General features: G+C 69.0%; 23 protein-coding genes. 10 read left to right on the top strand and 13 right to left on the bottom strand.

Annotated features, from left to right (window positions below; genetic code table 11):
- Nucleotides 1–56 precede the first annotated feature (56 nt).
- Genes hypA through NFW05_RS15245 form a run of 4 tightly spaced genes read left to right on the top strand, consistent with a single transcriptional unit; the run spans nucleotide 57 to nucleotide 4,058 of the window.
- On the top strand, nucleotides 57–398 hold the full coding sequence (gene hypA / locus NFW05_RS15260; protein ID WP_295308776.1) for a hydrogenase maturation nickel metallochaperone HypA: 342 nt from the start codon (nucleotides 57–59) through the stop codon (nucleotides 396–398).
- 17 nt (nucleotides 399–415) lie between these two features.
- Complete coding sequence (hypB, locus tag NFW05_RS15255; protein WP_295308773.1) at nucleotides 416–1,510, top strand: hydrogenase nickel incorporation protein HypB; 1,095 nt, start codon at nucleotides 416–418, stop codon at nucleotides 1,508–1,510.
- A 1-nt stretch (nucleotide 1,511) separates the two neighbouring features.
- A complete protein-coding gene (gene hypF / locus NFW05_RS15250) occupies nucleotides 1,512–3,812 on the top strand; it encodes a carbamoyltransferase HypF (protein WP_295308770.1) in 2,301 nt (766 codons plus the stop codon).
- 12 nt (nucleotides 3,813–3,824) lie between these two features.
- Nucleotides 3,825–4,058: a HypC/HybG/HupF family hydrogenase formation chaperone gene (locus tag NFW05_RS15245; protein WP_295308767.1), complete on the top strand. Its 234-nt coding sequence runs from the start codon at nucleotides 3,825–3,827 to the stop codon at nucleotides 4,056–4,058.
- Between the two features lie 112 nt (nucleotides 4,059–4,170).
- On the opposite strand, the gene NFW05_RS15240 is transcribed toward NFW05_RS15245, so the two are convergent.
- The 7 genes from NFW05_RS15240 to NFW05_RS15210 are packed head-to-tail and all read right to left on the bottom strand — an operon-like array spanning nucleotide 4,171 to nucleotide 10,395.
- Complete coding sequence (locus tag NFW05_RS15240; protein ID WP_295308765.1) at nucleotides 4,171–4,848, bottom strand: MBL fold metallo-hydrolase; 678 nt, start codon at nucleotides 4,846–4,848, stop codon at nucleotides 4,171–4,173.
- Between the two features lie 7 nt (nucleotides 4,849–4,855).
- Nucleotides 4,856–5,092: a hypothetical protein gene (locus tag NFW05_RS15235; protein WP_295308762.1), complete on the bottom strand. Its 237-nt coding sequence runs from the start codon at nucleotides 5,090–5,092 to the stop codon at nucleotides 4,856–4,858.
- A gap of 28 nt (nucleotides 5,093–5,120) precedes the next feature.
- The gene (locus NFW05_RS15230; protein ID WP_295308759.1) at nucleotides 5,121–5,924 is read right to left on the bottom strand and encodes a hypothetical protein; all 804 of its coding nucleotides are present in this window, start codon (nucleotides 5,922–5,924) and stop codon (nucleotides 5,121–5,123) included.
- Nucleotides 5,921–6,850 (bottom strand): alpha/beta fold hydrolase, encoded by a 930-nt coding sequence (locus NFW05_RS15225; protein ID WP_295308757.1) that lies wholly within the window; start codon nucleotides 6,848–6,850, stop codon nucleotides 5,921–5,923. Before NFW05_RS15225 ends, NFW05_RS15230 begins: the two co-directional genes overlap by 4 nt.
- 16 nt (nucleotides 6,851–6,866) lie before the next feature.
- Nucleotides 6,867–8,477 (bottom strand): GMC family oxidoreductase, encoded by a 1,611-nt coding sequence (locus tag NFW05_RS15220; RefSeq protein ID WP_295308754.1) that lies wholly within the window; start codon nucleotides 8,475–8,477, stop codon nucleotides 6,867–6,869.
- Nucleotides 8,477–8,980 carry a hypothetical protein gene (locus NFW05_RS15215; RefSeq protein WP_295308752.1) on the bottom strand — a complete coding sequence of 168 codons (504 nt, stop codon included), beginning with the start codon at nucleotides 8,978–8,980 and terminating at the stop codon, nucleotides 8,477–8,479. The genes NFW05_RS15220 and NFW05_RS15215 overlap by 1 nt, the downstream gene beginning before the upstream one ends.
- The gene (locus NFW05_RS15210) at nucleotides 8,977–10,395 is read right to left on the bottom strand and encodes a coniferyl aldehyde dehydrogenase (RefSeq protein WP_295308749.1); all 1,419 of its coding nucleotides are present in this window, start codon (nucleotides 10,393–10,395) and stop codon (nucleotides 8,977–8,979) included. The genes NFW05_RS15215 and NFW05_RS15210 overlap by 4 nt, the downstream gene beginning before the upstream one ends.
- Before the next feature lie 112 nt (nucleotides 10,396–10,507).
- Here NFW05_RS15210 and NFW05_RS15205 point away from each other — a divergent pair, with 112 nt between their 5' ends.
- Nucleotides 10,508–11,254: a hypothetical protein gene (locus NFW05_RS15205; protein ID WP_295308746.1), complete on the top strand. Its 747-nt coding sequence runs from the start codon at nucleotides 10,508–10,510 to the stop codon at nucleotides 11,252–11,254.
- 600 nt (nucleotides 11,255–11,854) lie between these two features.
- On the opposite strand, the gene NFW05_RS15200 is transcribed toward NFW05_RS15205, so the two are convergent.
- Nucleotides 11,855–12,268, bottom strand: a complete 414-nt coding sequence (locus NFW05_RS15200; RefSeq protein WP_311104705.1) for a lytic transglycosylase domain-containing protein — start codon at nucleotides 12,266–12,268, stop codon at nucleotides 11,855–11,857.
- Between the two features lie 78 nt (nucleotides 12,269–12,346).
- On the opposite strand from NFW05_RS15200, the gene NFW05_RS15195 reads away from it, so the two are divergent.
- The 5 genes from NFW05_RS15195 to NFW05_RS15175 all read left to right on the top strand — a co-directional run bounded on the left by NFW05_RS15195 (nucleotide 12,347) and on the right by NFW05_RS15175 (nucleotide 18,323).
- The gene (locus NFW05_RS15195; protein WP_295308743.1) at nucleotides 12,347–12,757 is read left to right on the top strand and encodes a hypothetical protein; all 411 of its coding nucleotides are present in this window, start codon (nucleotides 12,347–12,349) and stop codon (nucleotides 12,755–12,757) included.
- A 6-nt stretch (nucleotides 12,758–12,763) separates the two neighbouring features.
- Nucleotides 12,764–13,978, top strand: coding sequence for a lytic murein transglycosylase (locus NFW05_RS15190; protein ID WP_295308740.1), 1,215 nt, complete (start codon nucleotides 12,764–12,766; stop codon nucleotides 13,976–13,978).
- Nucleotides 13,979–14,041: 63 nt separating this feature from the next.
- Nucleotides 14,042–14,704 carry an ABC transporter ATP-binding protein gene (locus NFW05_RS15185; protein WP_295308737.1) on the top strand — a complete coding sequence of 221 codons (663 nt, stop codon included), beginning with the start codon at nucleotides 14,042–14,044 and terminating at the stop codon, nucleotides 14,702–14,704.
- Complete coding sequence (locus NFW05_RS15180) at nucleotides 14,701–17,214, top strand: FtsX-like permease family protein (RefSeq protein WP_295308734.1); 2,514 nt, start codon at nucleotides 14,701–14,703, stop codon at nucleotides 17,212–17,214. The genes NFW05_RS15185 and NFW05_RS15180 overlap by 4 nt, the downstream gene beginning before the upstream one ends.
- Nucleotides 17,215–17,228: 14 nt before the next feature.
- On the top strand, nucleotides 17,229–18,323 hold the full coding sequence (locus NFW05_RS15175; RefSeq protein ID WP_295308731.1) for a lipocalin-like domain-containing protein: 1,095 nt from the start codon (nucleotides 17,229–17,231) through the stop codon (nucleotides 18,321–18,323).
- Between the two features lie 117 nt (nucleotides 18,324–18,440).
- On the opposite strand, the gene NFW05_RS15170 is transcribed toward NFW05_RS15175, so the two are convergent.
- From NFW05_RS15170 to NFW05_RS15150, 5 genes are all read right to left on the bottom strand, one after another.
- Complete coding sequence (locus tag NFW05_RS15170) at nucleotides 18,441–19,274, bottom strand: L-type lectin-domain containing protein (RefSeq protein ID WP_295308728.1); 834 nt, start codon at nucleotides 19,272–19,274, stop codon at nucleotides 18,441–18,443.
- Nucleotides 19,275–19,542: 268 nt separating this feature from the next.
- Nucleotides 19,543–21,075 carry a mechanosensitive ion channel family protein gene (locus NFW05_RS15165; protein ID WP_295308725.1) on the bottom strand — a complete coding sequence of 511 codons (1,533 nt, stop codon included), beginning with the start codon at nucleotides 21,073–21,075 and terminating at the stop codon, nucleotides 19,543–19,545.
- On the bottom strand, nucleotides 21,072–21,611 hold the full coding sequence (locus NFW05_RS15160) for a molybdopterin-binding protein (RefSeq protein WP_295308722.1): 540 nt from the start codon (nucleotides 21,609–21,611) through the stop codon (nucleotides 21,072–21,074). The genes NFW05_RS15165 and NFW05_RS15160 overlap by 4 nt, the downstream gene beginning before the upstream one ends.
- A gap of 72 nt (nucleotides 21,612–21,683) precedes the next feature.
- A complete protein-coding gene (gene moaA, locus NFW05_RS15155; protein WP_295308719.1) occupies nucleotides 21,684–22,709 on the bottom strand; it encodes a GTP 3',8-cyclase MoaA in 1,026 nt (341 codons plus the stop codon).
- Nucleotides 22,710–22,938: 229 nt separating this feature from the next.
- A complete protein-coding gene (locus NFW05_RS15150; protein WP_295308783.1) occupies nucleotides 22,939–24,150 on the bottom strand; it encodes an MFS transporter in 1,212 nt (403 codons plus the stop codon).
- Nucleotides 24,151–24,160: the final 10 nt, after the last annotated feature.

Raw genomic sequence — 24,160 nt, 5'->3', positions numbered from 1 at the left:
TTCACCCCGGCAGGCTCGCCACGTGAGCTTGCTGAACATTGTGGCTAATCAAGACGATGCATGAGATGTCGCTGGCCATCGACATCCTGCGGATCATCGAGGACGCGGCGGGCGAGCGGGGCTTCCGGCGGGTTCGCACGGTGATTCTCGAGATCGGCGAACTGGCCGCCGTCGAACCCGAGGCGATCCGCTTCTGCTTCTCGTCGGTAAGCGAAGGAACGCTGGCCGACGGTGCCCGACTGCAGGTCGTTCAGGTGGCCGGCCAGGGTTTATGCTTTAATTGTCATCAGGCGGTGCCGCTCGCGGCGCTGTACGACCCTTGCCCTGCTTGCGGCGGTTACCCGGTCAATCCGACCGGCGGCACCGAGATGCGCGTCAGGGAGCTCGAGGTCGAATAACAAGAGGAGACAGCACGATGTGTACGACCTGCGGTTGCGGCGTCGGCGGGTCCGGCGACGCCAAGCAGAGGTCGCCGGAAGGCGACGCTTCGGCGCTTGAGGAAGGGCAGGGCGCGGCGCCGCGTTCGGCGGAAGGCACTGCCGACGATCGACCAGCATCGGTCGGGCAGCGACCGCCCGAGGGCGGCGTGTCGTTTCATCACCATGGCGACGGCCGCTGGCACAGCCACCGCCCCGGGCAGTTGTCCGGGCATGACGATGAGCACTCGCCGGGACACCGGCATTCCGGCGCGCCGGGCCTGGATGTGGCTCACGAGTCTTCGTCGACGGCCGGCCACGGTCATCACGCCGGGCATCCGCCGGCGATCACGCCCACGCGGATGGTGCAGATCGAGCGCGACATCCTGGCGCGCAACGATTCCTTTGCCGCGCGCAATCGGCGGCGTTGCGAAGAGCAGGGGATCTTCGCGCTGAACCTCGTTTCGAGCCCCGGCTCGGGGAAGACGAGCCTGCTCTGCCGGACGATCGAACTGCTCAAGGCGAAACTGCCGATCGCGGTCATCGAAGGCGACCAGCAGACGAGTCGTGACGCGCTGCGCATCCGCGAGACCGGGGTGCCGGCACTGCAGATCAATACGGGAAAGGGTTGCCACCTCGACGCGCAGATGATCGGCGGTGCGTTGCACGAGCTTTCTCCGGCCGACGATTCGCTGCTGCTGATCGAGAACGTCGGCAACCTCGTCTGTCCTGCGGCGTTCGACCTCGGTGAAGCGCACAAGGTGGTGATCCTTTCGGTGACCGAAGGCGAGGACAAGCCGCTGAAATACCCGAACATGTTTCACGCGGCTTCGCTGATGTTGTTGAACAAGGTCGACCTGCTGCCCTACGTCGAATTCGACGCCGACCTGGCGATCATGTACGCGCAGCAGGTCAACCCGGCCCTCGAAGTGATCCGCGTTTCAGCGACGACGGGCGAGGGCTTTGCGGAGTGGCTCGCCTGGCTGCAGGCGGGATGCAGTCGGGCACAGGAGCACAAGCGGGTCACCGTCGCCGCGTTGCGTCGGCGGATCGCCGAGCTCGAAGCGCGGCTGTCGACGATCCATGGAGACTGAGATGTCCGACTCGATCGTCTGCCGGCACATCCGGGTCAGCGGTGTCGTCCAGGGAGTCGGCTTCCGTCCCTTCGTCTGGAGGCTGGCCCGCGAACTCGGCCTGGCCGGCTGGGTGCGCAACGATTCGCGCGGTGTCGAGATCGAGGTCTGCGGTGCGGCCGGTCAGGTCAGGACGCTGCTCGAGCGCCTCGAGCACGATGCGCCGCCGCTGGCCCGGGTCAACGCGGTCGTCGCCCGTGACGCGTCTTCGGTCTGTGCCGGGGAAGGCTTCGTGATCATCGACAGCCGCAACGGCCGCGCGGGAACGATGATCGGCCACGACACCGCCGTCTGCCGTGACTGCCTCGGCGAGCTTTTCGATCCGGGCGGGCGGCGCTGGCGTCACCCGTTCATCAACTGCACGAACTGCGGTCCGCGCTACACGATCAGTCGCGGCCTGCCCTACGACCGGGTGCGCACGAGCCTCAAGCCGTTCCCGATGTGCTCGCGCTGTCACCACGAGTACCGGCGGCCCGAGGATCGGCGCTTTCACGCCGAGGCCAACTGCTGTCCGAAATGCGGGCCTCAACTGCTGCTCCTCGACGGTGAAGGGCACCGCATCGGCGGCGATCCGATCGCCGCGACGCTCGACCTCTTGCGCCAGGGAAAGATCGTTGCGATCAAGGGACTCGGCGGCTTCCATCTGGCCTGTGACGCACACGACGCGGTCGCCGTCGCGCTGCTCCGCGAACGCAAGCAGCGGGAAGAGAAGCCGTTCGTCGTGATGCTCGCCAACGCGGCGTCGGCCGCGCGCTATGTGCAGATCGGCATCGGCGAGCCCGGTCTGCTGAGCCTGCCGACGCGCCCGGCGATCCTGCTGAGGAAGCGCAGCCAGTGCGACGCGGCGCTCGCCGGCGTCGCTCCGGGGCTGGCCTGGCTCGGCGTGATGCTGCCCTACACGCCGGTGCAGTTCCTGCTCTTCCACGAGGCGGCGAGGCGTCCGGCCGGTACCGGCTGGCTCGAACGCGCGCAGGATCTCGCCCTGGTGATGACCAGCGCGAATCCCGGCGGCGAGCCTCTGGTCATCGGGAACAGCGAGGCGCTGCTTCGCCTCTACGGGATTGCCGACGCGTTCCTGATGCACGACCGCGACATCGTCGCTCGTTGCGACGACAGCGTGGCGAGGATCAGCAGCACCGGCCTGCAGTTCATTCGGCGTGCGCGCGGCTATACGCCACGGTCGATCCGCTTGCCGGCTTCCGGGCCATCGGTGCTCGCCGTCGGCGGCTGGTACAAGAATACCGTCTGCGTCACTCGCGGTGACGAGGCCTTCGTCTCGCAGCACATCGGCGACCTCGATAACGCCGCGGCCTGCGATTTCCTCGAGGAAACGGTCGGTCAGCTGGTGAAGCTGCTCGGCGTCGAACCGACGATCGTCGCTCACGATCTCCACCCGGATTTCCATTCGACGCGCTTTGCCGCCGATTTTGCCGAGCAGCGCGGTCTGCCCCTGCTCGGCGTGCAGCATCATCACGCGCATGCCGCCGCGGTCCTTGCCGAGCACGGGATTCGTGAGCGCGCCCTGGCCCTGTCACTCGATGGAGTCGGTCTGGGAACCGACGGCTCGGCGTGGGGTGGCGAGTTGCTGCGCATCGACGGCGCGAACTTCACGCGCCTCGGTCACCTCGCACCGCTCGGTCTGCCCGGTGGCGACCGGGCGGCCAACGAACCGTGGCGCATGGCTGCGGCGATGCTCCACCGGCTTGGTCAGACGACCGAGATTCGCCAGCGCTTTCCCGATCAGCCGGCCGCTGCGGCGGTCGCCCAGATGCTCGCCGGCGACATCCACTGCCCGCCGACGACGAGCGCAGGGCGGATTTTCGATGCCGCTGCAGGGCTTCTCGGTGTCCGCGAGGTCATGGCCTACGAGGGGCAGGCGGCGATGCTTCTCGAAGGTCTGGCCCAACGCTATGGCGACATCCTGCCGCTCGATCACGGCTGGAAGATCGACGGCGGCGTGCTCGACCTGCTGCCGCTGTTTGCCGTGCTCGCCGACGAGAGGAGCGCCGAGCGCGGTGCGGCGCTGTTTCACGCGACGCTGGCTGCGGCGATCGCCGACTGGTTGCGCGTCGTCGCTCCCGACGAAAAGGCGGTGGTGGCCAGCGGCGGGTGCTTCCTCAACCAGATGCTGCTGCGCGGGCTGCGCGCGCGTCTCGGGGCGCAGGGAATCCAGGTGATCGAGTCGCATCAGGTTCCTCCCAACGACGGCGGGCTCTCGGTGGGCCAGGCCTGGGTCGCCTTGCAGCACCTGCTCGACGGTTAGAAGGGCGCGACGATGTGCCTCGCCGTGCCCTGTCGCGTCGTCGAGCTCCTGTCCGGTGACCAGGCGCGGGTCGACATCGCCGGAGTGGCCAGGGAGATTTCACTGGCGCTGGTCGAGGACATCGCCGTCGGCGACTACGTGATCGTCCATGTCGGCTATGCACTCGCCCGGCTCGACCCGGAGGAGGCCGAACGGACGCTCGAACTGTTCGCCGGACTGGCCAGCGAGGGTGGCGAGAACTCTTGATCGGTCGCCAGCGCTGCCGGCCTGAGGCCGTACTGTTTCTTGCTGGCAGTCGGCTTTGCCCGCCAGGCAGGCTCTGTTGCGTCGTTGCCCGCGGCGCCGGCCGTCGGCCGTTTCAGCGCTCGATGAATCGCTCGATGAAACGGCTGATCTGCGCGCGACCGTAGAAGACGCCGTAATGGCCCTCGCAGAGGACGTCGACGTCGAGCGCGAGCAGGCGGCGCAGGGATGCCTGGTATTCGACAGGGTCGGAGTGCAGTGTCGGATGGATCGGTCCATGCACGTCCTGCGCGAAAAGCACGCGCTGGCCTGCCGACTCGACGAGGTAGGCGACCGATCCGGGTGAATGGCCCGGGATGTGGATCACCTCGACCGCACGATCGCCGAGCGACAGGCGGTCGCCGTCGGCAAGCCGGATGTCGACCGGGCACGGAGCCAGTTCGTCGCCGTACCAGCTGGCCGCGCTGACCTGGCTGTCGCCGGATTCGAGGCAATCGACCTCGCTGGCGTGGATCGCCACCCGCCAGCCAAAGCGTTTCCTGAATGCGGCGGCGCCCCCGCTATGGTCGTAATGGCAGTGCGTGAGCAGCAGATAGCGGATGTCCCTGGCGTCGACCCCGGCGGCTTCGATGTTCATCACTACGCGATCGCCCGCCCGGCCGCTGCCCGCATCGACGAGCGCCGCGGCATTGGCGAAGTTGATCAGGTAGATTGCCGCGTCGTTCGGATGCGTCAGCCCGGGCCCGCCGACCTGGCAGATTTCCGGCGTGATGACCTGTAATCTGGGACCCATTTTCGTCCTATTTCCTGCGCGCTTCGTCGAGCGCGGCGAGCAATTCGGCGCGGGCATCGGAGTAATCCTCGTACCGCCTGCCGCGCGTCCGGCGGTACCAGTAGCGACTGTTCCATTCGTCGCCCTCGATCTTGTGCAGGATCGCGTGGATCCAGCAGGCCAGCGGGTCGTCAAGTTCCTGGACGATCGCGTGTGCCCGATCCCGGTCCGCGGCAAGAGCGGCATCGATCGCTGCAGTGTGCATGCTCGGAGCCGGCGCGTCGCCATCCATGCTATTGCCGCCGGAGGTCATCGGCAGGCGGCCAGCGTCTGGTCTGCTCATCGAACCTCTGGTTCGCCGGTTCCCTGGCCGGCGGCCACGGTTTGACCTTGGCCGGCGGAACCGGTGACGCGATCGAGGGGGCCGGCAACGAGGCGGGTGGAACTCGCAGCGGAGCGAGCGGGATCGAAGGTGGAGCCGGCTGAACCGGCAGCTGACCGGCCCGGTGCGACGCCCAGGGTTTCGGCTGCCGTACATAAACGGAGCGCAGGGTGAAGCTGACCGGCCTGGCGCGCGTGAGGACTGCCCCGTCGCGGTCGACGATCGCGGCGTCGACCTGATGGCGCTGATTGGGTGGCGGCAGCGTGTCGTTCCAGAATTCCGGGGGAATCGTAAACTCGCTGGCCGTGAATCGCCTCCCGACCGGCCGGCCGTCGATGCTGACCATGATCGCGTGGCCTTGGCCGATCTGTAGCGGCGGTTCGACGGCCACGCGCACGTCGAACACCGCCGTATTCGCTGCTACGGCGCCGTTCTCTTCGGGGAAGACGATGGCGAAGCGCTGATAGGCTGGGGCGGCCGCTTCCTGGCCGCGGGTCTCGTCGGTTGCCCGCGGCCCTGGTGGTGTCGTGCTTCTCGTCACCGGAACCGGCTGGGTCACGTTGAGTTCCGGGAGGGTCACCCGGCTCGATCCCGGTTGTGGCCTGTCCGAGTAGACCGGTCCCTGCGCGCCGCGGGTGACGAAGACCTCCTGCGCGGCGATCGGCATCGCCAGCAGCAGCAGGCAGAACGCGGTGCCGGCCGCCGTCGGTTTCATCGGCTTGCTGCTGGCCGAGCTGCAGCCGACCCGGACCCATCGTCGGCCAGTGCGGCGAGCAGCGCCGTGGCGACGCGAGGCGAGTAGAGCATCGCCAGGTGGCCGAGTCCTTCGATTGCCTGGAGTCTGGCTCCGGGGAGCAGCAGTCGGCGTTGCGGCATCACGAAATTGTCGTGCGGACTGTAGATCACGACAGTATCGAGCACCGTTGTCGGGCTGGCAAGGGCCTGCAGCCAGGCGCTGCCCGGCTCCATCTGGCGGGCATTGGCGCCGAAGCCGATGTAGGCCAGTTCGCTGCCCTGATGCGGCGTGCCGAGCGTGATCAGGCGCGCCGTCCGCGAGCTTCCGTGGCGCTGCAGATAGGCGCGCGCGACGAGGCCGCCCATGCTGTGCCCGACGAGCACGAGTCGGTCGGCGCCGGTTGCCGCGAGAACCGCGTCGACGCGTCGGGCCAGTGGTTCGATGTAGTCGTCGATGCTCGTGTAGACTGGCTCGAGACTGATCGTCGCCACGTTCCAGCCGGCCGCTTCGATCCGGCGGCGCAGCCACCACCAGGCGGCACGCGAACAACCGTAGCCATGGACCAGCAGAACCGGCAGCCGCCGCCTGCCCGATGGCGGATCGAGGCGGTCGCTGGCCATCGTCCAGCGCTCGAGCGGGAAGAGCACGAGGAAGCTGAAGACGAATGCGGCGTATTCGCCGCAGACCATGCGCAGCGTGTCGATCGCCGAAAGGCGTGGCGCTGGCGAGCGATGCTCCCAGGCATAGGCGTAGCTCACCGCGAGCAGCAGGCCGCGCAGCAGCAGGACGCCGGTCAGCGCGGCGAGGGCGCTGCCGCCAGGGGTCGCGTCAGCGACATAGTGCGCCACGGTCGCGTAGAGCGCGACCTCGATGGCCAGCGACAGACAGAGCGCTCGGGCGAGCATGGCCATCGTCCTCCGTTCAGGGAATCGCCGGCGGCGGCCGGCCCGTCAGTTCGGCGGCGAGCAGGCTCGCGTTGCGGGCGGTCAGTCCGTAGATTGACAGTTGCGGATTGACTCCGAGGCTCGTCGGGAAGACCGATCCATCGTGAACCGACAGGTTGGCCAGCCAGAAGTGCCGGCCACGATGGTCGACCACCCCACGTGCCGGGCTGTCGGCCATTCCGCAGCCGCCCATCACGTGCGCACTGACGACGCGGCAGAGGATCGGCTTCAGCGGCAGCTCGGCGATTCCTTTTCGGGCCTCGGCCCAGCTCGAATAGCCCGGGGCCGTTTCGTGCACCGGGGTGACCCAGCGCGCGCCGGCGGCGAACTGGATCTCGGCCATCGCCAGAAGCGCTCGTCGCGCACCCTCCCAGATCACTTCGCCGAGCGGGTAGTCGAGGATCGGCAGGCCGTCGCCGCCGAGGCGCACCTGGCCACCGCGGCTCTCGGGGTGGAAGCCGTCGCGGAGCAGGGCGAGCAGCACGCTGACGTTGGTGAATTCGCGCATCAGCCGCGCGTGTGCCTCGCCGAATCCCTGAAGTGTCGTCGAGTAGAGCACCGGGTGCAGCGGTGGCGTTTCGATCTTGAAGCCGAGCGGCCCATCGATCGGCGCCTGGTGCAGGAAGTGATCGCTGTACAGCGACTGCGGCGCCCCGGCGTAGGCATCGACGCGCTCGGGCATCAGCGCCGACGAAATGATCACCGGGTGGAGGAAGGTCCGCTTGCCGAGCAGGCGCTGCGGGTCGGGCACGCCGCTGCGCATGAGCAGCGCCGGGCTGCCGATCGCCCCGGCGGCGACGACGAAGTGCCGGGCGCTAAGATACACGCGCCGGCCCGAGGGACGGATGCCGTCGGGTTGCAGAGCCAGGCACTCGAGCGCACTGATCCGCTGTCCGGAGAAGCGCAGCCGGTCGGCGCGCAGGCGTGTGTAGAGCGTGGCGCCGCGGTTCAGCGCCGCGGGAATCGTCGTCAGGAGCATCGACTGTTTGGCGTTCGTCGGACAGCCCATGCCGCAGTAGCCGAGGTTCCAGCAGCCCTTGACGTTGCGCCGTATACCGGCGACGGGGATGCCGAGCTTCTCGCCGCCGGTCGCCAGGACCTTGTTGTTGGCGTTCGGGGGAGTGTCCCACGGACGGACCCAGAGCTTGTGCTCCATCACCGCAAACCACGAACTCATCGCTTCGGCGCTGAGCTGGCGGAGTCCGAAGCGCTGTTGCCAGAAGGCGAAGACCTCGGCCGGGGTACGAAAGCTGCTCGTCCAGTTGACCGTCGTCGACCCGCCGACGCAGCGGCCCTGGAGGATGTTGATCGCCTTGTCGCCCGTCTTGCGTGAGGCCGACTCCTGATAGAGTTCCGGGTAAGCGTCGGCCTCGCGCATCCGGAAGTCGCTCGACGAGCGCAGCGGTCCTTCCTCGACGAGGACGACGCGCAGCCCGTTGGCGCTGAGCAGGTCCGCGGTCACGCCCCCTCCGGCCCCGGTGCCGACGACGACCACGTCGGTTTCGATCGTCTGGTTTCTGGCCAGCTTCGACGCGTCGACGTGCTTCCAGCCTGAGGCCAGGCCGGTCCGGATCGGGTCGGCGATCATCAGAAGTAGCCTCGCGGTGGCCCCGGGTAGCCGATCGCGTCCCAGGTGTCGGGGCGCGCGTACCACGCCGCGTAGATCAGGTCGTGGAGCGCCGCGTAGGCGCTCTGCAGAAGCGACAGGCGGCTCGACCGCCAGGACTTCAGGAACTCGCTGACCTCGCCGACGCTCGCCTCGCGCCACGGCTTGCCGATCCCGGCGAGAACGATTCGTCCGGGTGCGACGAGGAGCAGTCCGAACAGCTCGCCAATTTCCTTTTGCGTGGCCAGCGGCAGGCCGGCTACCTCGACGGCGATCGAGTCGATCGTCAGCTCGAGCAGCCGGCGCCGGCGTTCGCCTTCGGTTGGCAATGCGCCTTCGAGCATGGCGTCGCTCACCGCCAGGAGCATTTCGCGCTCGCTAGCGGTCAGCGGCCGCGCGCCGCTGGCGTTCAGCCAGCCCGCCCACGAGAGCAGCAGGCTGCCGGCCAGGCCGGTTCGGATGAACTGGCGTCGCGAGATCCTCATCGCAGCAGGATCCCCGTCAGACGATCGAACAGCTTGCCATAGGGAGGCTTGAACAGACCGATCGCCGAGACCCGCGACTGCCTATAGACGCCTTTTCTCGCCGAGAAGGTCTCGAAGCCGGCGAAACCGTGGTAGCAGCCCATGCCGCTCGGCCCGACACCGCCGAACGGCAGGTCGTCCTGGGCGATGTGCAGGATCGTGTCGTTGATCGTCACTCCACCGGACACCGTTTCGGCGAGTACGCGCTCGATCTGCGCGGCGTCGTCGTCGAAGTAGTAGAGGGCCAGAGGCCGCGGTCGCCGATTGACGTAGCCGATCGCTGCGGCGAGATCGCGGTAAGCGACGATCGGCAGCAGCGGGCCGAAGATCTCCTCGCGCATGACCAGCGCGTCGTCGCGCGCGTCGAGCAGGGCCACCGGTGGCAGACGGCGCATCACGGGATCGGCCGGAACGCCGGGGGCGAGTTCGACGATCCGCGCTCCTCCGGCAGAGGCATCGGCGAGATACGAGCAGAGCCTCTGGTACTGCCGGTCATTGACGATCGACGAATAGTCGGGCGTCGTCGCGAGTTCGGGATAGCACGTGCCGATGACCTTCCGCGCGTGGTCGATGAACGCCTGCTCCTGGCCGGCTGGGACGAGGACGTAATCGGGCGCGATGCAGGTCTGCCCCGCGTTGAGGCACTTGCCGACGACGATCCGCTCGACCGCACGGGCGAACTGCGCACTTCCGCCGAGCCCGGGGCCGATGATCGCTGGCGATTTGCCGCCGAGTTCGAGTGTGACCGGCGTCAGATTATCGGCCGCGGCGGCCATGACCTGGTGGCCGACCGGAGTCGAGCCGGTGAACAGCAGGTGGTCGAAGGGCAGGCGCGCAAACTCCCGGGCCACCAGAGCGTCTCCCTCGACGACCGAGAACTCGTCGTCGGCAAACGCACCGGCGACGAGCTCGGCGAACAGCGCCGACGTCGCCGGCGTGAATTCGGACATCTTGATCAGTACGCGATTTCCGGCGGCCAGCGCGGCGACGAGCGGAGCGGCGGCGAGGAAGACCGGATAGTTCCACGGGACCATGATGCCCACCGCGCCCAGCGGCTGGTGACGCAGCTCGGCCGTGCTGGGCTGGAACCACAGCGAGACGCGACGCGACTGTGGCCGCATCCAGTGTTTGAGATGACGGAGCGCGTGGCGGATCGCCTGATGACTCGGGAAGAGTTCGAGCAGACGCGTTTCGGCCGGCGAGCGGTGGCCGAAGTCGCGGCGGATCGCTTCGGCGATCGCCGTCTCGTTGTCGAGCAGCAGGCGGTCGAGAGCCCGCAGGCGGTGCTCGCGGACCGCGCGGTCGGGGTATGGTTCGTCGCGCGCAGCCTGCTGCAGGCGCGCGAAACGGCTGGCCAGTGAATCCGTCCGGGACATCCGCGCCTCCTTGCCGATGGTCGATCGACGAAAAGTGTAATCTGCGTGGGCACATGTCGTTAGGCGGCGCCCTCTAAACAGATCGGTCGCCGGCGGTGCATAATCGCCGGCCATGGAAGATGCCGGAGTCTCGATCGAGAAGCAGCAGTGCGCCGACGACCTGCGCCGGCACCTGAAAAGCGCCAGGCAGCTGCGCCTGCAGGCGAACGCCGATCCGGCGACCGGGCGTCACCGGATGCTCCTGCGTGAATGGCAGGCCGCCAGGCTGGGGCGCACGCACGCCGGCCTGCTCGCCAGTCCGCGCTATGGCCAGGCCGCGCAATTCTTCCTCACCGACCTCTACGGGCCGAAGGATTTCAGCAGTCGCGACGAGGAGGTCGAAAGAATCCTGCCGCTGCTGATCCGCCTGCTCCCGGCGACCGGCCTGCGCACGGTCGCGCTGGCCGTCGAGGTCGATGCGCTGACCGAGGAACTCGACTCGGCGATGGTCGGCGAATTGTCCCGCGCCGGCCTGATCGAGTGCATCGGCGAAGACAGCTACGCTGCAGCCTACCGGGCGGTCGGCTTTCCGGAAGAGCGGAACCGCCAGATCCGGCTGATTCGCCAGACCGGCGAGGCACTCGACCGGCTGGCCAGGAAACCGTTGATCAGCGGTCTGCTGCGGCTGATGCGCGGCCCGGCGCACGTCGCCGGACTCGGCGAACTGCACGAGTTCCTCGATCGCGGCTTCAACGCCTTCCGCGGCATGGGCCCGGCGAAAGAGTTCCTCGACTCGATCGACAGCAAGGAACTGGCGCTCTCGGCGAGGCTGTTCGCCGGTGCCCCGGATCCTTTCGCCGAAGTCGCACACACGCTGTGACAGAAAAGCACAAATATTTCACAGACCCTGCGCCGGGGCTCCGGTAGCATTCGTTTCGTCGCCGGGACGGTCCTCTCCCCCTCCCCCCTCCCTCCCCCGGGAACGTCGAGGCGACGGCATCACCGGCCCGCGCACCTCCCCCCCTGCGCGGGCCGTTTCTTTTTTGCGGCTCATCTTGCAGCCCGATCGGTCGGGGAGGACAAATGTCACGGATCCAGCGCCGAGTCTCCGGTAGCATTCGTTTCGTCGCCGGGACGGTCCTCTCCCCCTCTCCCATCCCTCCCCCTCGGGAACGTCGAGGCGACGGCCTCACCGGCCCGCGCAGTTCCCCCCTGCGCGGGCCGTTTCTTTTCCTGGCGGGAGCCCGACCGGTCGGGGAGGACACATCGCGCGGTTCCCGGGTCGCTGAGACGCCGTCCGGACGAGGAGATGCGCTCTTCACTCGTGTGCCGACGGCGCGCCGGTCCCTCGAAACAGTCGCCTCCAGGGTGCTCCCGATCCGGTGCAGAAGCCGCGTCGCCACCGGCAGGTTCGGGTCGGCGCGCAACGACACCGAGCCGGAAAAGCCTCCGGCGATCGGAACGAGCGGATCGCCCCGGGCTAGTGTCGGGGCGTGAGGCTCAGGCGATCGGCTTCGGAATCGCTTCGGGCGAGGCGCAGCCCCGGCGCATGGACGGGGGAGGGCGGGCTCGCCTGCTGCGACTCGCTGCCGTAGTCGCGGAGGATCCGCTGCACGTAGCCGACCGTCTCCGCGTACGGGGGAAACCGGTTGCCATGGCGGACCACCGCCGCTTCGCCGGCATTGTAGGCGGCGAGCGCGAGCGGCAGGCTGTTGAAGCGGTCGAGCAACTGCCGCAGGTAGGCGCTGCCGGCGCCGACGTTGCTTTCCGGTTGCCTGGCATCGACGACGCCGAAGCGCCGGGCCGTCGCCGGCATCAGTTGCATCAGGCCGATCGCTCCGTTGGGCGAAACCGCGTCGGGGCGATCAGGACAGACTTCGGCGGCCAGGCGCAACGGCCCGGCCGGCGGCCCGGGCAGCGGATCGCTTACAATGGCGCCTCCGACCGCCGCCAGACCAGGAACGACAGCCCGATGACCTCCGAAGAACGATCGCCCGCGGGTTCTGCGACGACGCGCCCGGCTTCCGCGCCCGGAGGGACCATCGGCCGGCTGCTGGCGATTCTCGCCGGCGCCGTGCTGCTCGCTCTGGGACTGATGTTCTCGCTGGTCGCCCTGGCCGCGGTGCTCCTCGTCGGTTCTCTCGTCTATGCCTATCTGCACTGGAAGACACGGCATCTGCGGCGACATCTCGAGCAGCAGATGCGCAACCCGATGAACCGGCGCGATAGTGCCCGGCAGGGCGGCGGGCGGGTGATCGACGGCGAGGTGATCGCCGATGAAGACGGCGTGCCGGGTTCGCCGGGCCCGGCCGGCCGCCTGCCTGCCGTGGCCGCGCCGCATCCGTCCCGCGATCCGTCAGCCCCTGCGGCGGGCGATTGCTGAGGAGCGATGAGCATGAACGTCGGCTGGCTGGCTCTTCCCCTGGCGCTCTCGGCCAGCGCCACGCTCGCGCAGGGCGCGGCGCAGGGCGATCGATTCCCCGCTTGTCTCGCCGGTCTGCGCGCGGATGCTGCGGCCAGGGGCGTTTCAGGCGCGTCTTTCGACCGGCTGACCGCCGGGCTCGTGCCCGACATGAGCGTGCTCGAGCTGCTCGACTACCAGCCGGAGTTTCGCACGCCGATCTGGGACTACCTCGCCGGACTCGTCGACGACGAGCGGGTGGCCGATGGACTGGCGATGCGCGAGAAGTGGGCGGCGACGCTGGCCGCAGCCGCCGAGCGCTACCAGGTCGATCCCGAGACGGTCGTCGCGGTATGGGGGGTCGAGAGCAATTTCGGTCGCACCCTCGGCAAGCGCCCGCTGCTCACCTCGCTCGGCACGCTGTCGTGCTACGGCCGTCGCCAGGCGTACTTCCGGGGCGAGTTCCTGAGTACGCTGAAGATTCTCGACAGCGGCGACATCGCGGCCGATCGCCTGGTCGGCTCGTGGGCCGGCGCGTTCGGCCAGACCCAGTTCATGCCTTCGACCTTTCTGCGGCTGGCCGTCGATGGTGACGGTGACGGGCGGCGGGATCTGGTCGACAGCGTGCCCGACGCGCTGGCTTCGACAGCCAACTTCCTGCACCGGGCCGGTTGGCGGAAGGGCGAGCCGTGGGGCTTCGAGGTCATTCTGCCGGCCGGCTTCGAGACCAGCGCTGCCGGGCGCGGCAACAAGCGACCGCTCTCGTACTGGGCCGGGCGCGGCGTGCGGCGTGCCGACGGGCAGCCGCTTCCGGCCGGCGACACGACGGCGGGATTGCTGTTGCCCGCCGGGCCGCGCGGACCGGCGTTCCTGGTCATGCGCAACTTCGACGTGATCTACGGCTACAACGCCGCCGAGAGCTACGCGCTGGCGATCGCCCACCTCGCCGACCGGATCGGCGGCGGCAAGCCCTTCGTGACCCCGTGGCCGACCGACGACCCGGGCCTGTCGCGGCGCGAGCGCCGCGAGCTTCAGACTCTGCTCGCCAGCCGGGGTCATCCGGTCGGCGAGATCGACGGGATCATCGGCGCCAGCACCAGGCAGGCGATCCAGGCCGAGCAGCGGCGCCTGGGGATGGTCGCCGACGGGCGCGCCGGCCAGAAGCTGCTCGCCGCGCTGCGCGCTGCACCGGCCGATCGCTAGCGGGCGACCGGTGGCGGCGGACATCGAAGGTCGCTGGCGGCGCCTGGTTTCGCTCGCTGAAAGATGCTCAGCGTCGTCGATCTGAGCAAACGGTACGCCGGCGCCAGCCGGGCGCTGTTCAGCGGTCTGGGTCTCGCCGTCGCCGCCGGCGAGATCGTCGCTCTGATCGGCGAGTCCGGCGTCGGCAAGAGCACGCTGCTCAACTGCATCGCCGGCCTCGAGACCGCCGATCGCGGATCGATCTGCATCGGCCCTCGGGCGACCGATGTCGTCCGCCTCGACGAAGCGGCGCGCGCGGCGCTGCGCGCGCAGCACATCGGCTTCGTCTTTCAGGCCTTCCACGTGCTGCCGACGCTGAGCGTCGAGCAGAACGTCGCCGTTCCGCTGCTCCTCTCGCGCGTTCCGCGAAGCGAGCACGCGCGGCGCATCGGCACCCTGCTCGAGCGCGTCGGGCTCGGCGGTTTCGAACGGCGCTGGCCGGCGTCGCTCTCGGGTGGCGAACTGCAACGGGTGGCGATTGCTCGCGCGCTCGTCCATCGGCCGGCGCTGATCCTCGCCGACGAGCCGACCGGCAACCTCGACCCGCGAACCGCCGGCGAGATTCTCGATCTGCTGCTCGAGCGGACTCGTGATCAGGGCGCCGGCGCGCTGATCGTCACCCATTCGCAGCACGTCGCCGAGCGCTGCGACCGGACGCTGCTGTTGACCGCCGAGGGCCTGCGGTGAGACGCCTGGCGTGGTGGCTGATCGCCGCCCAGTTCCGGACGCGGCGCACGGCGACGCTGTTGTCGCTGCTGGCCATCGCTCTCGGGGTGGCGCTGGGCTACGCGATTCACCTGATCAACGACGCCGCGCTGGCCGACTTTGCGCGGGCGATGAACACCGTCCAGGGCGATCCCGACGTCGTCCTGGCGGCCAGCGACAGCGCCGGCAGCGTTCCGCTGGGCGTGCTCGACGAACTGGCCCGCGATCCGGCGGTCGAGGTCGTCGCGGCGGTGATCGACACCCGGGTGCGCGTCGATGGCACGGCGACGCCGTTGCGGCTGCTCGGCATCGACGCCTTCAGTGCCGCGGCGGTGATGCCCCGACTGTTGCCCAGGCCAGCCGACGATTCTCCTGCCGGCGGGATCCTCGGCGGTCGCGTCTACGCTTCGCCGGCGCTGCTCGAACAGCTCGGCCTACGCGCGGGCGACGCGCTGACACTGCGGCGCGGAGACCGGCACTGGCCAACGGTCGTCGGCGGCGAACTACCCGGAACCGGTGCTGGTGATCGGCTGCTGGTTGCCGACATCGCCTGGGTGCAGGCGCACTTCGGCCCGAATGGTGCGGTCAGCGAGGGGCGCATCCGGCTGACTCCGGAGACCGATCCGGCTCGCTGGCAGGCCGATCATCGGCCCCGACTGCCGGTCGGGCTGCTGCTGCGCGCTGCCGACGACGAGGGGCGGCGAGTCGCCAACCTCTCGCGCGCCTACCGCGTCAACCTCAACGTGCTGGCTCTCGTCGCCCTGCTGACCGGAGCCTTCCTCGTCTTTGCCACGCAGTTGACCGCGGTCGCCCAGCGCTCGACGCAGTTTGCGCTGCTCGGCGTGCTCGGTCTGGCCCCGCGGATGCGTCTGCTGCAGGTGTTGCTCGAAGCGCTGGCGATCGGTCTGCCCGGCGCTCTGCTCGGCCTGGGGATCGGCTACGCGCTGGCGCTGGCCTTCACACAGATTCTCGGCGGCGATCTCGGTGGCGGCTTCTTCTCGACGAGCAGCCCGCTGCTCGTGCCTCGCGCTGCCCCGGCGCTCGGCTTCCTCGGTCTCGGCTGTGCGGCGAGTCTCGGCGGTGCGCTGTACCCGGCGTGGCTCAATCGCCGCCAGCCGCTGGCGCAGGCGCTGAAAACGGGTTTCGCGCAGAACCCGGGTGCACACGGGCATCGCTTCTGGCGCTTGCCGCTGCTCTTCGCGCTGCTGGTGCCCGCTGCTTTCGGGCTGACGCGGCTGCCGGCGATCTCCGGCCTGCCGCTCGCCGGCTACGCGGCGATCGCCGTCGTGCTGATCGTCGGTGTCGCCGCTGCTCCGTGGCTCACCCGGACGGTTTTCGGCCTGCTCTCGCGGCGCTCGCTGTCGCCGCCGCTGCAGGTCGCCGTGCAGAACGTGGCGCAGGCGCCGCTGATGGCCCAGGTGGCGGCGAGTGGCCTGATCGTCAGCTTCGCGCTGACCGCGAGCATGGTGATCATGGTCGCCAGTTTCCGCAGCGCCGTCGACCAGTGGCTCGACCACGTCCTGCCGGCGCCGCTGTACCTGCGCAGCAAGGGGACGCCGTTGCCGCAGGCGCTGCTCGACGCGGTCGACCGGGCCGATGCCCCTTTCGCGCGGGTCGAGCGGACGGCGCACGGTTCGCTGACCCTCGATGCGCAGCGGCCGGCGCTGGCCCTGATCGTCCGCGAGATCGACCGGCGCGATCCCGGGACGCGCCTGCCGTTTACCGGGCCGCTGTTCGACGCCGCGCCTGGCGAAGTGGTCATCTGGATCAGCGAGGCGGTCGAGGAGATCTATCGCTTACGGCCGGGTGAGCGCCGGCGCCTGCCGCTGCTCGGCGGCGATATCGAGGTCTTCGTCGGCGGCGTTTGGCGCGACTATGCCCGCCAGTTCGGCGCCGTGGTCATTGCCCGTGAGGACTACACCCGGCTCGGCGGCGACTTCGCGCCGACCGATCTCGCGCTGTGGCCGCGGTCTGGCGACGAGGCCGAAGCGCTGCGCTGGCTCGCGCCGTTCACCGCTGCCCAAGGCCTGGAAGTGTCTACGAACGGCGAGCTCAGGGCGCTGAGCCTGTCGATCTTCGACCGGAGCTTCGCGGTGACCCATGCGCTCGAAGCGGCGGCGATGCTCATCGGCCTGTTCGGTCTCGCCGTGACGCTGGCCGCGAGTGTCTGGCTGCGCGCACGCGAACTCGCCACGCTCGGCGCGCTCGGTTTCGACCGGCGGATGCTCGGTCGCGCGGTGATGCTCGAAGGTCTGCTGATCGCCGCCATCGGGCTGCTGATCGGTCTTGCCTGTGGTCTGGCGATCGGCGCGATCCTCACGCAGGTGGTCAATCCACAGGCCTTCCACTGGCGGATGCCACTCGACGTTCCGGTTCTGGCGCTGCTCGCCGGTGTCGCGCTGACCCTGGCCGCGGCGCTGCTCGCCAGTCGCCACGCCGCGCGCCAGGCGACGCGCCTGCCGCTGGCGCAGGTCCTGGCCAGCGCCCAGTAGGGCGCTCGCGGTCGATGGATCGCCGTCGCTTCCTGGTCACTCCGTTGCTCCTGCCGGGGTTCGCGCGTTCGGCGGCGAGCGACTCGCCAAGTGCCGGGGCGGTCGTCTACGCAGAGGTCGAGCCTGGGCGAAAGCTCGTCTTCCCGCGCGATCACGGCGCACATCCCGACTTCCGGACCGAGTGGTGGTACGTCACCGGCGCGCTCGATGAGCCCGCGGACAGCGGTTTCCAGCTGACCTTCTTCCGCAGCCGGCCGGGGATCGCCGAGGAACTGCGCTCGCCGATCGCCGCGCGCCAGATCGTCTTCGCCCACGCCGCGCTGACCCTTCCCGGCGTCGGACTTCGTCACGCCGAAAGGGCCGCCAGAGCCGGACTCGGCAGCGGCCTGTCGAGCGAAGACTGCGACGTCTGGCTCGGCCCGTGGCGCCTGCGGCGGCTCGATTCTCCGGCAGGTGAGTTCCTCCGGCTGCAGATGAACGCCCGCGACTTCGCTTTCGACCTGACGCTCGCCGCGACCCGGCCGCTGCTGCTCCAGGGGCGCGATGGCTACTCGCGCAAGGACGCTGCCGGCGATCTGGCGAGCCACTACGTCAGCTGGCCGCAGCTGCGCGTCTCCGGCAGATTGCTCTACGACGGCAAGGGGCGCGAGGCCTCGGGCAAGGCGTGGTTCGACCACGAGTGGTCGACGCGGATTCTCGGCTCGGGCGCCGTCGGCTGGGACTGGATCGGAATCAATCTCGCCGACGGCGGCGCGCTGATGGCCTTTCGCCTGCGCAGCGCGAGCGGTGCGACGCTGCACGCCCACGCGGCCTGGCGCGATGCGGCCGGCCGTCTGCGGCAGTTCGACGGGCCCGAAGTGGTGTTCACGCCGCTGCGCAACTGGCAGTCGGCGCGCAGCGGAGCCAGCTACCCGGTCGAGATCGGCATCCGGATCGGCGAGCTCGGCGTGCGGACGGTGCCGATCGTCGACGATCAGGAGCTTTCGGTGAACCGCCCGGCGCGGGTCGTCTACTGGGAGGGGCTGGTCCGCGTCGAGGGCAGCCTGAGCGGTCGCGGCTACCTCGAACTGACCGGCTACGCCGGCCGAGTCCCGCTCGCGGCCGGGTGAGCGGCGGTCGCCGGGCTCACGGTGCAGGGCGGGCGGGCGCCTGTCGGCGCCGCGATCCGCGATGGAAAAAAAACCCTGTGCCGATCCGGCACAGGGTCTGCACTGCGCAGAGGACGTTCAGCCGGCCTGGCGTTTTCTCGCGGCGGCCAGCCCGAACAGGCCTAGGCCGAGCAGCGCCAGCGAAGCGGGCTCGGGAGCGTTGCCAATCGGTGCGAAGGTGTCACGAAACTCCCAGCTGAGAATGTCGTGGTCGCCAAAGGCGGCGCCGGTGCCCGAGGTGAAACCGACGTAGGCGTTGGTCGTGCCGAGGGCCGCAGCCAGATCGACGTTGCCGGTCAGGATCGCAGCAGCCGGGCGGCTCGATGATTGCGACAGGCGAACCTCGAGGTTCTTGGTCGTGCCGTCGTAGTCGACCCACGAGTACCAGACGTTTCCGTCGTTCATCCGCGTCCCGACGACCGCCGTCTGCACCGACGCGATGTCGCCGGCGAGGTCGACCCCGACGTGGTTGCCGTTCGGGTCGTTGAAAGAGGTGCCGTTGTCCCAGGTGTCGTACTCGATGGCGACGCTATTGAGGATGCCCGCGTAACCGATGCCACCGCCAATTCCGCCGGCGGTATTCGAGACCGTCTGGACGGTGAAGGTGATGCCGTCGGCGCCCAGGCCGTCACCGTCGCTACTGCCGCCGGAATTGGTGATCCGGAAGCTGAACGCTGAACTGAACGAGACGTTGCTGGCCAGCGAGATGGCCGTCTGACTGAACGCCGAACCGCTCTGATTGTAGTTGGCCGGGGTCACTCGCAGGACGTTGCCGGCCTGCGCGGCGTTGCCGTTCAGCTTCAGCCCGCTGACGCTGGAGAAATCATTGTAGATCAGCGTCGTTGCCGAGGCGCTGCCGGCGAGCAGGCCAAGCGCGGCGACGATGGGGGTGAGCATGCGAGTGGTTTTCATGGCGACCTCTTGTTTTCGGATGGGGTGGGCCGGAGGCTTCCAGCGGCGCTTGGGACCCAGCAATTGTCGTGCCAGATTCGTTCATCAAACAAATTGATCAATGGAAACATGGCCTTGCACGTCGCATGCCGGTTGTGCGCAGCAACTTGGCGAAGCGACGTGTAAAGTTTTCTGACAGTTGCGGACCGCCGCGGCGGGCCGTGGATCAACTAGCAGGCCTCGCAGCGGGCTCCGGCGCGAGGCCGGATTGCCGGGCGCCGCGATCGGCCTACAGCCCGAGAAAGGCGCGGATCTTGTCGACCATTCCGGCCGGGTGCGGGGCCGCCGGTCTGGCCGCCTGGTCGTCGAACTGGTGCGCGAAGGCTTCGATCTCGGTTTCGCGACGACAGAGGATCTCGGCGATGGCGTTGGCGATTTCCGGCCGCGAACGGATCAGCTGTTCGACGGTCGCCCGGCCGAGCCGGTAGCAGACGACGTCGGTGCGCGCGATCACCGTGTCGCGACGCGCTTCGCCGGTGAGTACGCCGCGCTCGCCGAAGGTGCTCCCGGTCGGGACGTCGCGATAGTGCTGGCGCGTGTGGTCGGGCAGGTCGATGAACACCTCGGCTTCACCGTCGGCGAGCAGGTAGAGCCAGTGCGCCGAGTCACCCTGGCGGTAGATCACGTCGCCGGCGGCAAACGGCGCATAGACGAGCTGCTCGCTGATCGTCCGCAGTTCCTCTTCCTGGAGGCCGGCAAAGAGTTCGACACGATGCAGGCCGGTGACCCGTCGTTCAGTTTCGCGCCGGTGCAGCGCGCGCCGATACGCCTCGTTCTCCTTGGTGACGTGCATCGATTGTTCGGGTACGGCGAGCTGCATCCCGGCCCGCTGCAGCGCAGTGAACACATGCACGCGGACCGCCGAGTCGGTCGGGTCGTCCGGCTGCGGATCGATCATCCAATAGCGCAGCGCGTAGCGCGCATAACCTGGGCCGAAGTCCATCAGCACACAGGACGGTGGCGGTTCATTGGCCACATTGTCGATCTCGGCGCTGGCGATCGTGCTCTCGACGACCTGGATGACCTGCCCCGGCGGCGAATCGTAGGTCACGTTGAACCACACCCAGCGCCGCCACGGCCAGTCGGCGACGCCGACTCGCCCGAAAACCGTGAACCGGCCCTTCATCAGCTGGCTGTTCGGGACGATGACGATCTCGCCGTTGCGCGTGCGGATCGTCGTCTGGCGCCAGCGGACCTGCACGACCTGACCGGTCAGGTCGTCGATGCGGATCCAGTCGCCGGTGTGCAGCGAGTCGTCGAGCTGCAGCGCGACGCCCGACAGCGCGTTGCCGAGCGTGTCCTGCATCGCCAGCGCGACGACCGCGGTGATCACCGCCGAGGTGGTCAGCAGGCTCGATGGATCGAGTCCGACGATGTGCAGGCGGGCGATGATGAACACCGCATAGATCACGACGACGATCAGGTCTTCGGCGATGCGCGGCGTCTCGACGCCGACGCGCGGCAGCACGGCGCGAAAGAAGAAGAGGCCGAGCAGGCGGCAGACGGCCATCCCCGAACCGATGATGAAGGTCTCGCGGATCAGCACGGCGAGGCGCGAATGGTCGAGCGCTTCGAGCAGCGCACCGAGCAGCTGGCCGGCCAGACAGACAGCGAAGACCGTGACCGTGGACACCACCCGGGACCGCTGGCGCGGTATCAGACGCAGCGAGAGCAGCGCGAGCGCGACGACGAGCACGACGACGTGTGGCGTTTCGGGGTGCCAGAAGTTTGTCCAGACCCTTTCGGGCAGTGTGTCCATCATCTTTTCCCGACGCCCGTCGCGGCTCGGATCAAGCCGTCGAACAGCTGCACATTCACCGATTCCCCGGCTGCGACGCTGCTGCGTTCGCGCTCGAGGACGATGAAGCAGTCGGCCTCGCACATCGACCGCAGGATCCTCGATCCCTGCGGACCGGTCGGTCGGACGGTGCGCGTGACCGGGTCGACCACGCCGCGCTGGAACGCGGTGCGCCCCGGCGCCTTCCGCAGGGCGACGGTACAGACGGCCGGCAGCAGGGCGAGCACGGGCAGCGGATCGACGCCCATCAGCCGCCAGAGGGCCGGCCGGACGAACTGGTAGAAAGCGGCCATCACCGCGACGGGATTGCCCGGCAGACCGAACAGCCACGCCGATCGCCCAGCCTCGCCGCCGATTCGCCCGAAAGCCAGCGGGCGGCCGGGCTTGATGGCCATCTTCCAGAATGGCACCTGGCCGAGTCCGGCGATCACCTCGCTGACGAAATCCGCCTTGCCGACCGACACGCCGCCGCTGCTGATCACCACGTCGGCGAGGCTCACCGCTTCGCTCCGCGTGCTCGTGGACGAATTGCCGGAAGCACGCCGGGTCGGGCTCGCGGCGCGGAGATCGCTTCAGCCACCGGTCATGGACATGAAATGCCCGACCCGGGCGGCCCCGTCCTGTGCGGCAAAGTCGTGGCCGCGGGCCTTGAGACCCAGAGCGGCGACGATCGCCTCGCGCAACGGTCGGTCGTCGGCTGGATGCGCGCGCAGCAGTGGCAACAGCTGAATCACGGCGTCCTGGCCGAGGCACGGGTGGAAGTCGCCGCGCGCGGTGACGCGCACGCGGTTGCAGCCGTCGCAGAAGTTGTCGCTGTGCGGCGAGATGAAACCGACTCGCGTCGGGGATCCCGGAATCCTCCAGTAGCGGGCCGGTCCGCCGGTCGTCTCGGCCGAAGGAATCAGCGCGAAGTTCTCGCGCAGGCGGGCGAGCGCCTCGTCGCTGCCCAAATGGCCCGACCTGCGGCGATCGCCGGGGTCGCCGAGCGGCATCTCCTCGATGAACGCGATGTCGATGCGGCGATCGATCGCGAAGGCGACGAGATCGCTCAGTTCATCGTCGTTGCCGCCACGGATCAGCACCGTGTTCAGCCTGATCCGCTCGAAGCCGGCGGCCTGCGCGGCAGCGAGGCCGCGCAGCACGCGGGAGAGCTGGCCGACACGGGTGATCGCCTGGAAGCGCTCGGCGCGCAGCGTGTCGAGACTGAGGTTCAGGCGCCGCACACCGGCCTGCCGCAGCGCGACGGCCAGCCGCTCGAGCTGCGAGCCGTTGCTGGTCAGCACGAGCTCGCCCACACCGGGGAGCGCGGCGATCCGTTCGAGCAGCCAGAGCACGTCGCGCCGGACGAGCGGCTCGCCACCGGTGACGCGCACCTTGTTGATCCCGAGTTCGACGAAGACGCGGGTGACGCGCAGGCACTCCTCGAGCGTCAGCACCTGCGCTCGCGGCAGGAAGCTCGTCTGCTTGGCCATGCAGTACTGGCAACGGAAGTCGCAGCGGTCGGTGACCGACAGGCGCAGGTAAGTCACCTTCCGTCCGAAGCGGTCGACCAGCGAGCCCTTGCCGGTGGGCCCGGAGCGGGCGGTGCGCGCCGCCAAGCGGACCGCCGGTGCGCCGGATGCGGAACACCAACCGGCCGCAGGAGCCGTCGAGACCGTGGGCGGCTTCGCTTCACCGGCCGACCCGGCAGGCGCAAGGTGAGCGACCTGCAGCGGCAGCGATTCGTGGCGCATCCGGGACACTTCGCGGGACTCTCCTCGCCAGAGAGAAGGCGACGACTGGCGACCGATTATAGCCGAGTTTCCCGGAACGCCACGCCGGCGCGGCTCACTGCCGTCGCCGGCCGGGGTCACCCCGGCGGCTGGTCCAGACCAGTGCCGCCAGCGCGATGAGGCAGAAGATCGCTCCGGCAAGAAAAGTGCTCGGCGCGCCGAGGCGGTCCCAGAGCAGACCGCCCAGCGCACTCGCTGCGAGCATCGCAATGCCGCTGGCCAGGCTGAACACGCCGAAGGCCGTGCCGCGGAGATCGGCCGGAGTCGTGTCGACGACCATTTTCGCCAGCAGTCCCTGGGTCGTCCCCATGTGCACGCCCCACAGCGCGACGCCGGCGAGAATCGTCGGCCAGTGCGCACTGCTCGCCAGAAGCAGGTCGGCGGCAATCAGGACGACCAGTCCGATGGCCAGCAGCCGGCGTTGGCTGATCCGGTCGGAGAGCCTGCCGAAAGGGTATGCCGAGGCCGCATAGACGAGGTTCATCGCCACCATGACCAGCGGGACGAGCGCGATCGGGATGCCCGCCTGCTGCGCGCGCAGGACCAGGAAGGCTTCGCTGAAGCGGGCGAAGGTCAGGATCGTCCCGATCCCGACGACCCGCCGGTAGTCGGTTCCGAGGCGCCGGAGGCTGTCGCGACGGATCGGCTGGCGGACGCGTTGCGTGTGTTCAGGTCGCACCGGCTCGCGGATGCCGGTCCCGAGCAGCACGACCGCGAGCAATCCCGGCAGCGTCGCCACCCAGAACACCGCGCGAAAGTCGTCGTCCCAGAGCAGCATCAGGCCGACCCCGAGCAGTGGGCCGATGAACGCGCCGGCGGTGTCGAGCGACTGGCGCAGGCCGAAGGCGGCTCCGCGCAACTGCGCCGGGGCGAGTTCGGCGAGCAGTGCATCACGGGGCGCGCCGCGAATGCCCTTGCCGATCCGGTCGAGCCAGCGCGCGAGCATCACGAAACCGGCGCCCGGAGCGATCGCGAAGAGGGGTTTGGTCAGCGCACCGAGCGCGTAGCCGAAAACGGCCAGCCCCTTGCGCCGGCCCAGCCAGTCACTCAGCGTCCCTGAAAAGACCCGGGCGATCAGCGCCGTCGACTCGGCGAGGCCCTCGATCAGTCCGACGGCGAAGGCGCCCGCTCCGAGCGTGCCGACGAGGAACAGTGGCAGCAGGCTGTGGATCATTTCCGAGGAGACGTCCATCAGCAGGCTGACCCAACCGAGAATCCAGACTTCCCGGGGCATCCCCTGCGGAGCGACGCTCGAGCGGTCGCCCATCATCCCCGGC

It is taken from the genome of Accumulibacter sp., from assembly GCF_023806625.1.
Lineage (GTDB): Bacteria > Pseudomonadota > Gammaproteobacteria > Burkholderiales > Rhodocyclaceae > Accumulibacter.
The sequence above is the reverse complement of the archived record's forward strand: the minus strand, read 5'-3'. Positions and strand labels throughout refer to the sequence as shown.

What these genes read in the sequence shown, in the direction of transcription:
- NFW05_RS15185 (WP_295308737.1), top strand. Translation starts at nt 14,042, where the DNA reads ATGCTCAGCGTCGTCGATCTGAGCAAACGGTACGCCGGCGCCAGCCGG.
- NFW05_RS15245 (WP_295308767.1), top strand. Translation starts at nt 3,825, where the DNA reads ATGTGCCTCGCCGTGCCCTGTCGCGTCGTCGAGCTCCTGTCCGGTGAC.
- NFW05_RS15210 (WP_295308749.1), bottom strand. Translation starts at nt 10,395, where the DNA reads ATGTCCCGGACGGATTCACTGGCCAGCCGTTTCGCGCGCCTGCAGCAG.
- hypF (WP_295308770.1), top strand. Translation starts at nt 1,512, where the DNA reads ATGTCCGACTCGATCGTCTGCCGGCACATCCGGGTCAGCGGTGTCGTC.
- NFW05_RS15215 (WP_295308752.1), bottom strand. Translation starts at nt 8,980, where the DNA reads ATGAGGATCTCGCGACGCCAGTTCATCCGAACCGGCCTGGCCGGCAGC.
- hypB (WP_295308773.1), top strand. Translation starts at nt 416, where the DNA reads ATGTGTACGACCTGCGGTTGCGGCGTCGGCGGGTCCGGCGACGCCAAG.
- NFW05_RS15165 (WP_295308725.1), bottom strand. Translation starts at nt 21,075, where the DNA reads ATGATGGACACACTGCCCGAAAGGGTCTGGACAAACTTCTGGCACCCC.
- hypA (WP_295308776.1), top strand. Translation starts at nt 57, where the DNA reads ATGCATGAGATGTCGCTGGCCATCGACATCCTGCGGATCATCGAGGAC.
- NFW05_RS15170 (WP_295308728.1), bottom strand. Translation starts at nt 19,274, where the DNA reads ATGAAAACCACTCGCATGCTCACCCCCATCGTCGCCGCGCTTGGCCTG.
- NFW05_RS15230 (WP_295308759.1), bottom strand. Translation starts at nt 5,924, where the DNA reads ATGAAACCGACGGCGGCCGGCACCGCGTTCTGCCTGCTGCTGCTGGCG.
- NFW05_RS15175 (WP_295308731.1), top strand. Translation starts at nt 17,229, where the DNA reads ATGGATCGCCGTCGCTTCCTGGTCACTCCGTTGCTCCTGCCGGGGTTC.
- NFW05_RS15220 (WP_295308754.1), bottom strand. Translation starts at nt 8,477, where the DNA reads ATGATCGCCGACCCGATCCGGACCGGCCTGGCCTCAGGCTGGAAGCAC.
- NFW05_RS15235 (WP_295308762.1), bottom strand. Translation starts at nt 5,092, where the DNA reads ATGCACACTGCAGCGATCGATGCCGCTCTTGCCGCGGACCGGGATCGG.
- NFW05_RS15240 (WP_295308765.1), bottom strand. Translation starts at nt 4,848, where the DNA reads ATGGGTCCCAGATTACAGGTCATCACGCCGGAAATCTGCCAGGTCGGC.
- NFW05_RS15190 (WP_295308740.1), top strand. Translation starts at nt 12,764, where the DNA reads ATGAGCATGAACGTCGGCTGGCTGGCTCTTCCCCTGGCGCTCTCGGCC.
- NFW05_RS15150 (WP_295308783.1), bottom strand. Translation starts at nt 24,150, where the DNA reads ATGGGCGACCGCTCGAGCGTCGCTCCGCAGGGGATGCCCCGGGAAGTC.
- NFW05_RS15205 (WP_295308746.1), top strand. Translation starts at nt 10,508, where the DNA reads ATGGAAGATGCCGGAGTCTCGATCGAGAAGCAGCAGTGCGCCGACGAC.
- NFW05_RS15195 (WP_295308743.1), top strand. Translation starts at nt 12,347, where the DNA reads ATGACCTCCGAAGAACGATCGCCCGCGGGTTCTGCGACGACGCGCCCG.
- NFW05_RS15225 (WP_295308757.1), bottom strand. Translation starts at nt 6,850, where the DNA reads ATGCTCGCCCGAGCGCTCTGTCTGTCGCTGGCCATCGAGGTCGCGCTC.